Source organism: Aeribacillus sp. FSL K6-1305 (assembly GCF_038050115.1).
Lineage (GTDB): Bacteria > Bacillota > Bacilli > Bacillales > Aeribacillaceae > Aeribacillus > Aeribacillus composti.
This window is the reverse complement of sequence record NZ_JBBOQV010000001.1, coordinates 1,593,805-1,608,736: the sequence shown is the minus strand read 5'-3', so window position 1 is coordinate 1,608,736 and position 14,932 is coordinate 1,593,805. Positions and strand designations below refer to the sequence as shown.

At 40.0% G+C, this 14,932-nt stretch carries 11 protein-coding genes; all 11 read left to right on the top strand.

Annotated features, from left to right (window positions below):
• The first annotated feature begins 7 nt into the window (after positions 1–7).
• The 11 genes from ilvC (at position 8) to yihA (ending at position 14,898) form a co-directional block, all read left to right on the top strand.
• A complete protein-coding gene (gene ilvC / locus NST97_RS07745) occupies positions 8–1,066 on the top strand; it encodes a ketol-acid reductoisomerase (protein ID WP_257790183.1) in 1,059 nt (352 codons plus the stop codon).
• A complete protein-coding gene (locus NST97_RS07740; RefSeq protein ID WP_339193188.1) occupies positions 1,053–2,597 on the top strand; it encodes a 2-isopropylmalate synthase in 1,545 nt (514 codons plus the stop codon). The genes ilvC and NST97_RS07740 overlap by 14 nt, the downstream gene beginning before the upstream one ends.
• A gap of 23 nt (positions 2,598–2,620) precedes the next feature.
• Complete coding sequence (gene leuB / locus NST97_RS07735; protein ID WP_063387457.1) at positions 2,621–3,733, top strand: 3-isopropylmalate dehydrogenase; 1,113 nt, start codon at positions 2,621–2,623, stop codon at positions 3,731–3,733.
• Between the two features lie 84 nt (positions 3,734–3,817).
• Positions 3,818–5,233, top strand: a complete 1,416-nt coding sequence (gene leuC, locus NST97_RS07730; RefSeq protein WP_340734101.1) for a 3-isopropylmalate dehydratase large subunit — start codon at positions 3,818–3,820, stop codon at positions 5,231–5,233.
• 16 nt (positions 5,234–5,249) lie between these two features.
• Positions 5,250–5,843: a 3-isopropylmalate dehydratase small subunit gene (leuD, locus tag NST97_RS07725; RefSeq protein ID WP_063387459.1), complete on the top strand. Its 594-nt coding sequence runs from the start codon at positions 5,250–5,252 to the stop codon at positions 5,841–5,843.
• Positions 5,844–5,933: 90 nt separating this feature from the next.
• A complete protein-coding gene (locus NST97_RS07720) occupies positions 5,934–6,914 on the top strand; it encodes a tetratricopeptide repeat protein (protein WP_339193186.1) in 981 nt (326 codons plus the stop codon).
• Positions 6,915–7,118: 204 nt separating this feature from the next.
• Entirely contained in the window at positions 7,119–8,405 is a 1,287-nt protein-coding gene (tig, locus tag NST97_RS07715; RefSeq protein WP_063387461.1) for a trigger factor, read from the top strand.
• 274 nt (positions 8,406–8,679) lie between these two features.
• On the top strand, positions 8,680–9,945 hold the full coding sequence (gene clpX, locus NST97_RS07710; protein ID WP_066249773.1) for an ATP-dependent protease ATP-binding subunit ClpX: 1,266 nt from the start codon (positions 8,680–8,682) through the stop codon (positions 9,943–9,945).
• Between the two features lie 201 nt (positions 9,946–10,146).
• Complete coding sequence (gene lonB / locus NST97_RS07705) at positions 10,147–11,805, top strand: ATP-dependent protease LonB (protein ID WP_327847815.1); 1,659 nt, start codon at positions 10,147–10,149, stop codon at positions 11,803–11,805.
• 187 nt (positions 11,806–11,992) lie between these two features.
• Entirely contained in the window at positions 11,993–14,317 is a 2,325-nt protein-coding gene (gene lon, locus NST97_RS07700) for an endopeptidase La (protein WP_327847814.1), read from the top strand.
• Complete coding sequence (gene yihA / locus NST97_RS07695) at positions 14,314–14,898, top strand: ribosome biogenesis GTP-binding protein YihA/YsxC (RefSeq protein ID WP_063387465.1); 585 nt, start codon at positions 14,314–14,316, stop codon at positions 14,896–14,898. Before lon ends, yihA begins: the two co-directional genes overlap by 4 nt.
• The last annotated feature ends 34 nt before the right edge of the window (positions 14,899–14,932 follow it).

The following is a 14,932-nucleotide window of genomic DNA, read 5'->3' as shown; positions in this document are numbered from 1 at the left end:
TTTAAATATAGTAAAACATTTAAGAAAGGGAGATGTACAAATGACAAAAGTATACTATAACGGAGATATTAACGGAGCTGTATTAGAAGGGAAGAAAGTAGCGATTTTAGGATATGGTTCTCAAGGTCACGCGCATGCTTTAAATTTAAAAGAAAGCGGCGTAGATGTAGTAGTTGGCGTTAGAAAAGGTAAATCATTTGAAAAAGCTCAAGAGGATGGATTGGAAGTTAAAACAGTTCGTGAAGCTGTTGAAGAAGCAGACATTATCATGGTGCTTGTTCCGGATGAAAAGCAAAGAGAGCTTTATGAAAATGAAGTGAAGCCGGGACTAAAAGCAGGAAATGCTCTCGTATTTGCCCATGGATTTAACGTTCATTTCAATCAAATTGTTCCGCCAAGCGATGTGGATGTATTTTTAGTTGCACCTAAAGGCCCAGGTCATCTTGTGCGAAGAACTTACACTGAAGGAGCTGGGGTTCCGGCATTGATTGCTGTTGAACAAAATGTAACAGGTCAAGCGAAAGAATTGGCTTTAGCATATGCAAAAGCAATCGGATCCGCACGTGCCGGCGTTCTTGAAACAACGTTTAAAGAAGAAACAGAAACGGATCTTTTCGGTGAGCAAGCAGTTCTTTGCGGCGGGTTAACATCCCTTGTAAAAGCTGGATTTGAAACGCTTGTTGAAGCAGGTTACAAGCCTGAAGTTGCATATTTTGAATGTTTGCATGAACTAAAATTAATTGTGGATTTACTGTATGAAGGCGGGCTTTCCAACATGAGATACTCCATTTCCGATACAGCTCAATGGGGTGATTTTGTATCTGGACCGCGCGTAATCGATGCGCATGTAAAAGAAAACATGAAAGCTGTATTGAATGATATTCAAACTGGAAAATTTGCGAAAGAATGGATTTTGGAAAACCAAGTAGGAAGACCGCAGTTTAACGCGATCAACAATCGTGAAAATGAGCATCAAATTGAACAGGTCGGAAGAGTGTTAAGAGACATGATGCCGTTTGTAAAGCCTAAAAATAAGGAAGCGGTGGTAACTGGTGCGAAAAATTAACTTTTTTGACACAACCTTAAGAGATGGCGAGCAATCCGCTGGAGTAAACCTAAACTTAAAAGAAAAATTAGAAATCGCAAAACAGCTGGAACGAGTTGGAATGGACATTATTGAGGCAGGCTTTCCTGCCTCCTCTCCAGGCGATTTTCGCTCAGTACAGGAAATTGCCAGAACAATCAAAAATTCTTCTGTTACAGGATTGGCGAGATCTGTTAAAGGAGATATCGATGCGGCGTGGGAAGCATTGAAAGACGGGGCGGAGCCAAGACTTCATACGTTTATTGCAACATCGCCTGTTCATCGGGAATATAAATTGAAAATGACGAAGGAGCAAGTGATCGAGCGTGCAGTAGAATCCGTCAAATATGCAGCGAAATTTTTCCCTATTATACAATGGTCTGCAGAGGATGCCTGCCGCACTGAACTCGATTTTTTGGCGGAAATTGTTGAAAAAGTGATTGAAGCCGGCGCGAAAGTCATCAATATTCCTGATACTGTAGGCTATATCACTCCGATTGAATATGGCAAAATATTTGAATATTTAAAACAAAATGTGAAAAACATTGATCAAGTCATTTTGTCCGCTCATTGCCACGACGATTTAGGAATGGCAGTAGCGAACGCTCTCAGCGCTGTAGAACATGGAGCAGGGCAAATTGAAGGTACGATTAACGGAATTGGAGAGCGTGCGGGCAATTCAGCTTTAGAGGAAGTGGCTGTCGCTCTGTACATTCGAAAAGACTATTACAAAGTTGAAACAAACATCCGCTTAAATGAAATTAAGAGAACAAGTGATTTAGTGAGCAAATTGACAGGAATGATAGTTCCGCCAAACAAAGCGATCGTCGGGAAAAACGCTTTTGCCCATGAATCTGGCATACATCAAGACGGTGTGCTGAAAGAAAAAACAACATATGAGATCATATCTCCTGAACTTGTTGGGGTACAGTCCAACAGTTTAGTATTAGGGAAACATTCTGGTCGTCACGCATTTCGGGTAAAGCTCAAGGAATTAGGCTTTACAATGGATGAAGAAGCGACAAATCGTTTATTCACTGCTTTTAAGGAACTTTCTGAAAAGAAAAAAGAATTGACGGAAGATGATCTTGTAGCTCTTGTATTAGAAGAACAATTAACAGGTGAAGAAGGAACATATGAACTTTGTGCGCTGCAGGTAACATATGGTACGACTGGAGTCCCGTCTGCCACTGTGACGCTGAAAACGAAAGAAAACGAGGAAATTCAAGAGGCTGCGACAGGAAATGGAAGCGTAGAAGCTATTTACAATACGTTAGAACGCTGTTTGAAGCAGTCCGTCACTTTGCTGGACTACCGAATCCAATCTAATTCAGGAGGACGCGATGCGTTAGCGCAAGTATATGTAAAAGTTAACGTGGACGGAATTGAAATGGGAGGACGCGGCATTGCCCAGGATGTGCTTGAAGCATCTGCCAAAGCCTATCTAAATGCTGTCAACAGGGCGATATTACTCAAACATACAGCGAAGGAAAAACATCAGGCGACTGTATAAAATCATGAAAGGGGTGGAACGTGATGAAGAAAAAAATCGCTGTTTTGCCGGGAGACGGCATTGGAAAAGAAGTAGCGAACGGAGCTATTGAGGTTTTAAAGGCTATTGGACAATATTACAAACATGATTTTGAATTTGAATTCGGCTTAATTGGCGGAGAAGCGATAGATAAGTGCGGGACACCTCTTCCTGAAGAAACGATTGAATTATGTCGTTCAAGCGATGCGGTTTTATTAGGAGCTGTAGGCGGTCCGAAATGGGATAAAAATCTTCCTGAACTCCGTCCGGAAAAAGGATTGCTAGGCATTCGAAAAGAGTTGGACTTATTTGCAAATATCCGCCCTGTTCAAACTTATAAAGCCCTTCAAGAAATATCTCCGTTAAAGGGAGAAAAAATAGAAGATGTTGACTTGGTGATTGTACGCGAATTGACAAGCGGACTTTATTTCGGGAAACCGAGTGAAAGAATCGTTTCAGACGGAGAAGAAGCAGCGGTTGACACGCTTTTTTATAAACGGAAAGAAATTGAACGCATTTTGGAAACAGCTTTTCAAATGGCGCAAAAACGCCGAGGAAAAGTAACGTCTGTTGATAAGGCAAACGTGCTTACAACTAGCAAGCTTTGGCGTGAAATTGCCGAAGAATTGGCTTCTAAATACCCTGATGTCACATTGGAGCATATGCTTGTTGATAATGCGGCCATGCAATTGATCCGCATGCCAAGCCAGTTTGATGTGATTGTGACGGAAAATATGTTCGGTGACATTTTAAGCGATGAAGCATCCATGATTACTGGATCGTTGGGCATGCTTCCTTCAGCAAGCTTATCAAACAGTGGATTGCACTTATATGAACCAGTGCATGGATCGGCTCCTGACATTGCCGGCCAAAACCTGGCAAACCCTGTCGGAATGATTTTATCTGGTGCGCTCATGCTCCGCTATTCCTTTGATCTTCATGAAGAAGCTAGAGCCATTGAAAAAGCGGTTAAACACGTGTTGGATTCCGGAAAGTGCACGAGAGATTTAACAAATAATGAAGGTGCATTTATTCATACAACTGAAATGGTGGAAGAAATCAAAGAAGTGCTTGCGAACGATTATGCACTATTAAATATTATCGATTCCTACGAATAAAATGGGGGGGTGTGGGCTTTTCCGGGAGGAGAAGCTCACCGTTTTCTTAATAGATACAAAACAGGAAATAGGGGGAAAAAGAAAATGAAGCCTCGAAACATAATAGAAAAAATCTGGGATGATCATGTGGTCGTAAGGGAAGAGGGAAAACCGGATCTGCTTTATATTGACCTTCATCTCATACATGAAGTTACATCACCGCAAGCTTTTGAAGGATTGAGACAAAACGGACGGAAAGTGAGACGTCCTGATCTCACCTTTGCCACAATGGATCATAATATCCCAACCGTGAACCGCTTTGTCATTGAAGATGATGTAGCTAAAAACCAAATAAGTGCTTTAGAAAGAAACTGCCAAGAATTTGGAATTACTCTGGCAGGATTAGACAGCGATGATCAAGGAATTGTCCATGTTATCGGTCCGGAATTAGGGCTTACTCTTCCAGGAAAGACTATTGTATGCGGAGACAGCCATACATCGACACACGGCGCTTTTGGGGCGCTGGCATTTGGAATCGGAACAAGTGAAGTAGAACACGTTTTGGCCACTCAAACATTATGGCAGCACCGTCCGAAAACTTTGCAAGTGAAAGTGACAGGATCTTTGTCAGAAGGAGTCACGGCCAAAGACGTCATCCTTTACATTATTGGAAAATTTGGTGTTGATTTCGGTACAGGCTATGTTATTGAATATTCGGGTGAAGTGATTGAAAGCTTATCAATGGATGAACGGATGACTATTTGCAATATGTCAATCGAAGCAGGTGCCCGCGCCGGTTTAATAGCTCCGGATGAAACAACCTTTAATTATATAAAAGGAAGAAAATATGCTCCGAAAGGGGAAGAGTTCGAAAAAGCAGTTGCTTACTGGAAATCTTTAAGATCTGATCCAGGAGCTACATTTGATAAAACGATTGAAATCCGCGGGGAAGACATCGCACCGATGGTTACCTGGGGTACAAATCCAAGCATGGTGCTGCCTGTTGACCATTCGATTCCGACACTTGAGGATGCACGCAATGAAAATGAAGCAGCTTCCTTCAAACGGGCGTATGAGTACATGGGACTTGAACCGGGAACGAACATTCAAGACATTGAAATCGATTATGTATTCATTGGATCATGTACAAACTCAAGACTAACTGATTTGCGTGCAGCGGCGAATGTAATTAAAGGACGAAAGGTTGCTCCAAATGTGAAAGCGATCGTAGTTCCAGGCTCCCAAAAAGTAAAACAAGCAGCAGAACAAGAAGGATTGCATGAAATTTTCATCAATGCTGGTTTTGAATGGAGAGATTCTGGATGCAGCATGTGTTTAAGCATGAATAACGATGTCGTGCCTCCTGGAAAACGATGTGCGTCTACTTCCAACCGCAACTTTGAAGGACGTCAAGGGAAAGGGGCAAGAACTCACTTAGTGAGTCCTGCAATGGCAGCACTGGCAGCAATTTATGGTAAGTTTGTTGATATTCGGACAGAGAAGCTTGAAGCAGTAAAATGAGGAGGGAAGAAGCAGCATGCAGCCTTTTACAACATTAACTAGCCATATTGCAGTATTAAATAGAACAAATGTGGATACGGACCAAATCATTCCGAAACAATTTTTAAAACGAATTGAACGGACAGGTTATGGAAGATTTGCTTTTTTTGATTGGAGATATTTAGATAATGGTGAGGAAAATCCACAATTCGAGTTAAATCAGCCAGTCTACAAAGGCGCACAAATTTTGCTAGCTGGCGAAAATTTCGGTTGCGGTTCATCAAGAGAGCATGCTCCATGGGCTTTAGCAGACTTTGGTTTCCGCGCAATTATCGCGCCTAGCTTCGCAGATATTTTTTATCAAAACTGTTTAAAAAACGGAATCCTGCCGATACGGGTCAATGAAGAAGTGTTTGAAACATTGCTCAAAAAAGCGGAAGGAAATGTGTACGAATGCACGATTGATTTAGAGCAGCAAAAAGTATTTGATCAAGAAGGATTTGAGTTTCATTTTGACATTAATGAGCATTGGAAGGAAATGCTTTTAAATGGACGCGACGAAATAGGATTTACATTATTATATGAAGAGCAGATCAGCCAATTTGAACAAAAGGCAAAAGCGTGGGGATGATGATTGCATCCTCCGCTTTTTCTTTTGATTCTTGTTTTCTCGTTGCTCAGCTGGTAAACTTGTAGCAAAATCATAAAGAGGTTTTCTACAATGAAAAAAGCGAATGGAAAAATCATTCCCTTTCCCCGACTTAATGAACGATTGATTGAAAAAGGAATGAATGCGTTACATAATAAACAATTTGAACAAGCGCTCGACCTTTTTTTAGAGGCGAGATCTTGGAATTCAAATCACCCTGATATTGAAATAGGAATTGCTTTATGCTTAATGGAGCTTGGAGAATATCAGGAAGCAAAACAAATTTGTAAAAAAATGCTTCACGAAGCAAAAGGAAATTATTTTGAAATATTGCAGATGTATTTAACGATTTTAGTACAGCTTGGACAATATGATGAGGTAAAAACGACGATTGAAGCGGTTTTGGAAGAAAATAAACTTCCGGCAGCACATGCAGAACAGTTTTACAAGCTGCTTCATTTTAGCCGGAGGATGAGCGAAGAGCAAATCAGTCCAGAACCGAATGACGATGATCTTTTCAGCAGGCTGGACAAGCAAATTTCCTACATACATTCGATCAAAAATAATAATAATGTTAAAAAAAATTTACATACGATTGAAGAGATGCTTCAGTCAAAAACGGTCCATCCGGTTGTGAAAACAATGCTGCTGCAAATATTGCGAGATCATGAAATAGCACGAATAATGACCGTTGAGAAATTCGGGGAAACTACCGCTGTAAATCCTATCCATCTTCAAGATTTATTAGAAATGACGTTTGCCAAAAAAGTGCTCAATCTTTTGGACGATTTTTTAGGAAATGAAAATCCAACCCTTTTCGAAGCTGTAAAAGATATATGGATTCGTCATTTATATGTCATGTATCCTTTTCATCCTAAACCGGAAAATGCAAATATTTGGGCAGCAGCGCTTCATTACGTTGGCTACGAAATTTTTGGGATCGTCATCAAGCTGACGGAAGTTGAGCGGATTTACAACATAAAAAGTGCTGAGTTTATTTCAGTTTGCGATAAAATTAGACAAATTGAAGAAATTTCAAACATTAGATGGTAGAGTCCTATTGAAAGGATTGAATCCTATGGTATAATAAAATGGTTGTAAAATGTATATTTTTTGTATGCACCTTTCTTGCTATTGGTGCCGGTTATCCTTTTTTGACATATTTATTTTATGGCTTGTTTCTTTACGGACAAGGCATATAAAAAATTTTTATCGTGTACTCACGAATAATATTTATAGATTGTTGGAGGGAAACAAATGTCAGTTAAATGGGAAAAATTAGAGAAAAACGAAGGAGTCTTAACCGTTGAAGTAGATGCACAAACATTTAAAGAAGCGCTGGATCGAGCATTTAAAAAAGTTGTAAAAAATGTAGCTGTTCCAGGATTCCGCAAAGGAAGAGTGCCGCGCCCTATTTTTGAAAAGAGATTCGGTGTTGAGGCGCTATATCAAGATGCGCTTGATATTTTGCTTCCAGAAGTTTACCCAAAAGCGGTTGAAGAAGCTGGAATTGAACCGGTAGACCGTCCTGAAATTGATATTGAACAAATTGAAAAAGATAAACCGCTTATTTTTACGGCTAAAGTAACGGTCAAACCAGAAGTGAAACTTGGCGAATATAAAGGTTTGGATGTCCAAAAAGAAGATACAACCGTTACGGATGAAGATGTGGAAAACGAATTAAAACAGCTTCAAGAACGGCATGCTGAATTGGTTGTGAAAGAAGAAGGAAAAGTGGAAGAGGGAGATACAGTCGTCCTCGACTTCGAAGGTTTTGTTGACGGCGAAGCGTTTGAAGGCGGAAAAGCTGAGAATTATTCTTTGGAAGTCGGCTCCGGCACATTTATCCCTGGTTTTGAAGATCAGTTGATCGGGCTTGAAGCAGGCGAAGAAAAGGATGTAGAAGTAACGTTCCCTGAAGAATATCATGAGGAAAAGCTTGCTGGAAAACCGGCTGTCTTTAAAGTGAAAATTCATGAAATCAAAACGAAAGAACTCCCTGCATTGGATGATGAATTTGCAAAAGATGTAAACGATGAGGTTGAAACACTTGAAGAATTAAAGGCGAAAATTAGAGAGCGTTTAGAAGAGCAAAAGAACACACAAGCTGAAAATAAACTTCGTGATGAACTTGTTGAAAAAGCTGCAGAAAATGTTGAAGTGGACATTCCGCAAGTGATGATTGACAATGAACTTGAAAGAATGATGAATGAATTTCAACAACGCTTGCAATTGCAAGGCTTGAACTTAGAACTGTATTACCAATTCTCTGGCCAAAGCGAAGAAGAATTGCGTGAACAAATGAGAAAAGACGCTGAAAAGCGCGTGAAATATAACTTAACATTAGAAGCAATTGCGAAAGCTGAAAACATTGATGTGACAGAAGAAGAAGTAAATGAAGAGCTGCAAAAAATGGCTGACATGTACAATATGCCAGTTGAAAGCGTTAAGAGAGCACTCGGTTCAACAGAAGGAATAAAAGAAGATTTAAAAATTAAAAAAGCGGTCGATTTTCTTGTAGAAAATAGAAAAGATGTTGCATAATATAGTTACAGGAACATCATGATCTTTGATAAAGTTGATAACAAGGCGCGATTTGATCGTGCCTTGTTTTATAAAATGAAAAGCGTTAAATCGTTCGAAACTGTACATAATAATTGTCACATAACTATACATACTTTTCATTACCGCTTTTCTTTTGTTTTATGATAAAATGCGATACATACTTTTCTTTTGTTTGAAAAGCATTGTTCCCCGATTCATGCGTGCGGTTTATATATGGGTGGGGAGGCAATGAAGGAAATTAAGGGGTGATATCATGTTTAAGTTTAACGATGAAAAGGGACAGTTAAAATGTTCGTTTTGCGGAAAAACTCAAGATCAAGTGAGAAAGCTGGTTGCTGGTCCTGGCGTCTATATATGCGATGAATGTATTGAACTTTGCACAGAAATTGTAGAAGAGGAGCTTGGCACAGAAGAAGAGGCTGAATTTAAGGATGTTCCGAAACCGAAAGAAATTCTCAGCATCCTAGATGAATATGTAATCGGGCAGGAGCAGGCAAAAAAATCTTTGGCGGTTGCAGTTTACAACCATTATAAGCGGATTAATTCAAACAATAAAATTGATGATGTTGAGCTGTCCAAAAGTAATATTGTGTTAATCGGGCCGACAGGAAGCGGAAAAACGCTGCTTGCACAAACGCTTGCACGCATTTTGAATGTTCCATTTGCAATTGCTGACGCAACGTCGCTAACGGAAGCTGGATACGTTGGGGAAGATGTTGAAAATATTTTGCTGAAGCTAATCCAAGCTGCTGATTACGATGTGGAAAAAGCGGAAAAAGGAATTATTTACATCGATGAGATTGACAAAATTGCTAGAAAATCAGAAAATCCATCCATTACAAGAGATGTGTCTGGTGAAGGCGTCCAACAAGCACTTCTGAAAATTTTGGAAGGAACTGTAGCAAGTGTTCCTCCACAAGGCGGAAGAAAACATCCGCATCAAGAATTTATCCAAATCGATACGACTAATATATTATTTATTTGCGGCGGAGCATTTGACGGCATAGAGCAAATCATCAAGCGCAGATTAGGGCAAAAGGTCATTGGATTTGGAGCAGATAGCCGAAACAAAGAGCTTGATCAAAAGCAACTGCTTTCAAAGGTGCTACCTGAGGATTTATTAAAATTCGGGTTAATTCCGGAATTTATCGGGCGTTTGCCTGTCATTGCCAGCCTTGAACCGCTTGATGAAGCAGCACTTGTCGAAATATTAACAAAACCGAAAAACGCGCTTGTTAAACAATATCAAAAAATGCTCGAGCTAGATGGCGTTGAGCTGGAATTTGAAGAAGAAGCATTATCAGAAATTGCGAAAAAAGCAATTGAACGAAAAACAGGTGCGCGCGGCCTTCGTTCTATCATTGAAGGCATTATGCTTGATGTGATGTTTGAATTGCCGTCTCGTGATGATATTACAAAATGTGTCATCACGGCAAACACTGTAAGAGAAAAAATTCCTCCGAAGCTGATTGCAAATGATGGAACCATTATAAATGAAGATACGAAAACTTCCGCATAAGACACGTTTTGACGGGCTTTTTAGTCTGAATTTGCAGCAGTTTAGTTTTGTAAAAGGATAGTTGTTCTCATAAAAATAAGAAGGATCGAGTTCATACAACTCGATCCTTCTTTTCATGAAAATCCGTCCTCAACATATGTTTAATCCGTATATGCAAAGGAGATAATAGGGGATAAACATTTGTTGAGGAGGAAACTCAGGATGAACTGGACAGGGATTGCCCTTTTCATACAATTAATTTTCGGAGTCATTGTCGGTCTTTATTTTTGGAATTTATTGCGGAATCAGCGGACGCAAAAAATTTCCATTGACCGCGAGTCGAAAAAAGAAATGGAACAATTGAGAAAAATGAGAGCTATCCAATTATCAAAGCCGCTTTCAGAACGAATTCGTCCAAAAAGCTTTTCTGACATCGTCGGACAGGAGGATGGCATCAAAGCATTAAAAGCGGCTTTATGCGGGCCGAATCCCCAGCATGTTATTATTTACGGACCTCCTGGTGTAGGAAAAACGGCTGCTGCAAGGCTCGTTCTTGAAGAAGCGAAAAGAAATAAAAAGTCTCCTTTTCAACATAATGCTGTTTTTGTTGAATTGGATGCAACAACAGCGAGATTTGATGAACGGGGAATAGCTGATCCTTTAATAGGTTCTGTTCATGATCCCATTTATCAAGGTGCTGGGGCAATGGGACAAGCCGGAATTCCACAGCCGAAACAAGGAGCAGTGACTCATGCACACGGCGGCGTGTTGTTTATTGATGAAATTGGCGAACTCCATCCCATTCAAATGAATAAACTGTTAAAAGTACTTGAAGACCGAAAAGTTTTTTTAGAAAGCGCCTATTATAGTGAAGAAAATTCTCAAATTCCAAGTCATATTCATGATATTTTCCAAAACGGTCTCCCGGCTGATTTTCGCTTGATCGGGGCAACTACAAGAACACCATCTGAAATACCGCCCGCCATTCGCTCGCGCTGCCTTGAAGTATTTTTTAGAGATTTAACGGCCGATGAACTCGCGGTCGTTGCTCGGAAAGCGGCTGAAAAAGTAAATGTAAAAATTTCAGAAAAAGGAATATCCATTTTAACTTCTTATGCCCGCAATGGAAGAGAAATTGCCAATATGATGCAAATTGCTGCTGGAATTGCCATCACCGAGGACCGAAATGAAGTGAAAGTCGAAGATATTGAATGGATTGTCCATTCCAGCCAGCTTACACCAAAATATGAAAAGAAAATTGGAAATGAACCTAAAGTTGGACTGGTGAACGGTCTTGCTGTTTACGGACCAAACAGCGGCTTTTTATTAGAGGTGGAAGTGACGGTTATTCCGGCAAAAGAAAAAGGAACGATCAACATTACAGGTATTGTAGAAGAAGAAAACATTGGCGACCGCGGAAAATCCATCAAAAGAAAAAGCATGGCCAAAGGCTCCGTTGAAAATGTCATAACAGTGTTACGATCAATGGGAGTTAATGCCCATGATTATGATATTCATGTAAACTTTCCCGGCGGGGTACCTGTTGATGGACCGAGTGCAGGAATAGCGATGGCAACCGGCATTTTTTCTGCCATCCACAAAATTCCTGTTGATAATACCGTTGCGATGACTGGAGAGATCAGCATTCATGGGAATGTAAAACCGATTGGCGGAATTATTCCAAAAATAAAAGCTGCCAAGATGGCAGGTGCAAAAAAAGTGATCATACCAGAGGAGAATATGCAGTCAATTTTAAAAACGATTGAAGACATTGAAATTATTCCTGTTCGAAGCTTTCAGGAAGTGTTAGATTGTGCGCTTATCAATCCTCCAACGGAGCAAATTTATCCAGAGACAATCATAGAGAAAAAATCGGTTTAAAGCAGCGTCTTCATTCCAAATGCCTAACAGGGTTCAGGCCGTGGCACTGAACCTTTATTTTTGTTGAGGCAGTTATTTATTCCTTTCAATAAAGATAAGTTTGAAAATAGACAGTGCAGAAAGAATAGGATAGAATTGAACAAGGACGCTGTATAATCTATTTTTCACATGATGGAGGTGTAAAAATATGGCGAAAAAAGAGAATAGAATCGTCCCCCTCCTACCGCTTCGAGGTTTGTTAGTTTATCCATCGATGGTGCTACATTTAGATGTAGGACGCGATAAATCTGTACAGGCGCTTGAGAAGGCGATGATGGATGATCATATGATATTTTTAACAACACAAAAGGAAGTTTCAATAGATGATCCAAAAGAGGATGATTTATACCATATTGGAACGCTGACGAAAATTAAGCAAATGCTCAAACTGCCGAACGGCACCATTCGCGTGCTAGTCGAGGGACAAAAAAGAGGCGCAATCAAAAGTTTTGAAAGCAAGGAACCATATATTTCTGTACAAGTTGATACTTATGAAGAACCGCTTCAAAAAGATGTTGAAGAAGAAGCTTTGATGCGAACTGCGCTTGAATATTTTGAGCAATACATAAAAATGTCTAAAAAAATTTCAAGTGAGACGTTTGCAACCGTTTTGGATATAGATGAACCGGGAAGATTGGCCGATATTATTGCTTCCCACTTGCCGATCAAGCTGAAAGATAAGCAAGAAATATTAGAAACATTTGATGTGAAAGAAAGATTAAATAAAATTATTCAAATGCTCCATAATGAGAAGGAAGTCCTGCAGCTTGAAAAGAAAATAGGCCAGCGGGTCCGTCAATCAATGGAACGGACGCAAAAAGAATATTATTTGCGCGAACAAATGAAGGCCATTCAAAAAGAGCTCGGAGAAAAGGAAGGGAAAACGGGCGAAATAGAAGATTTGACTGAAAAAATCGAAAAATCGGGAATGCCGGAACATGTTTATAAAACGGCTATGAAAGAGCTCAGCCGATATGAAAAAATCCCTTCAACATCCGCTGAAAGTGCGGTGATCCGCAATTACTTAGACTGGCTTATTTCCTTGCCGTGGAACAAGGCAACAGAGGACAGACTGGATATAAAGCTGGCGGAAGTGATCTTAAATGAAGAGCATTACGGACTAGATAAAGTAAAGGAACGGGTGCTTGAATATTTAGCAGTGCAAAAATTAACAAATTCGCTTAAGGGCCCTATTTTATGTTTAGTGGGACCGCCTGGCGTTGGGAAAACATCTCTTGCCCGTTCTGTTGCAAAATCATTAAATAGAAAGTTCGTTCGAATTTCTCTTGGCGGCGTTCGGGATGAATCGGAAATAAGAGGCCATAGAAGAACATATGTCGGTGCGATGCCGGGTCGGATCATTCAAGGGATGAAAAAAGCGGGAACGATTAATCCGGTATTTTTGCTGGATGAAATTGATAAAATGTCCAGCGATTTTCGCGGTGATCCTTCAGCTGCTCTTCTTGAAGTGCTGGATCCGGAGCAAAACCATAATTTCAGCGATCATTATATTGAAGAGCCATATGATTTATCAAAAGTCATGTTTATTGCGACAGCCAATAATTTAGCAACTATTCCAGGTCCGCTGCGCGACAGAATGGAAATTATCACAATTGCCGGTTATACCGAATTAGAAAAAGTTCATATCGCCAAAGATCATCTTCTTCCAAAACAATTAAAAGAGCATGGACTGAAAAAAGGTCACTTGCAAATAAGAGAAGAAGCAATTTTAAATATAATTCGTTATTATACGCGCGAAGCAGGGGTAAGAGGGTTAGAACGCCAAATCGCAGCAATATGCCGAAAAGCAGCGAAAACGATTGTAACAGGTGAAAGAAAAAGAATTGTTGTAACCGCTAAAACTCTTGAAGACTTTTTGGGCAAAAAATTGTTTCGATACGGTCAGGCAGAATTGCAGGATCAAATCGGTGTGGCGACCGGTCTCGCATATACGACGGTCGGCGGCGATACGCTGTCCATTGAAGTGTCCATCTCTCCGGGTAAAGGCAAGCTGATTTTAACCGGAAAGCTCGGAGATGTCATGAAGGAATCGGCTCAAGCCGCTTTCAGCTATATTCGATCTAGAACAAAAGAACTAAAGATAGATCCAGATTTCCACGAACAATATGATATCCATATTCATGTGCCTGAAGGAGCTGTTCCAAAAGATGGACCGTCTGCAGGCATTACGATGGCAACGGCGCTTATTTCAGCATTAACTGGAAGACCGGTTCGAAAAGAAGTCGGAATGACAGGTGAAATTACTTTAAGAGGCCGCGTTCTGCCGATAGGCGGTTTAAAAGAAAAAACATTAAGCGCCCATCGTGCCGGTTTAAAGAAAATTATTTTGCCGAAGGAAAATGAAAAGGATTTAGATGATATACCAGAAAGCGTGAGAAAAGAATTGACTTTTGTTCTTGTCTCACATATGGATGAAGTATTAAAACATGCATTGGCAGGAGAAAAAGAATGAAGGTAACAAAAGCAGAAATTGTCATAAGTGCGGTTAAATCTGATCAATATCCATCAACCGATTTTCCAGAAATCGCTCTGGCAGGAAGGTCTAACGTCGGGAAATCTTCGTTTATTAATAAAATGATCAATAGAAAAAATTTGGCGAGAACCTCTTCAAAGCCTGGGAAAACGCAAACGTTAAACTTTTATTTAATTAACGATCAATTTTATTTCGTTGATGTTCCCGGATATGGATTTGCCAAAGTGTCGAAAAGGGAGCGGGAAAAATGGGGGAAAATGATCGAAGCGTATTTGCTCAAAAGAGAACAGCTTAAAGCATGTATTCTTATCATTGACATCCGCCATGCACCTACATCTGATGATGTCATGATGTACGAATTTTTAAAATATCATGGAATTCCTGCTGTAATTGTCGCCACAAAGGCGGATAAAATTCCTAAAGGAAAATGGCAAAAACACTTAAAAGTAGTGAAGGAAACGCTAAAAATGGAAAAAAATGATCCGCTTATTCTTTTTTCAGCAGAAACTGGCTACGGAAAAGAGGATGCATGGTCAGCCATTTATCCATTCCTATCATAAAACGAAATTGCTTTAGGCTGGATACAGAAGGAAA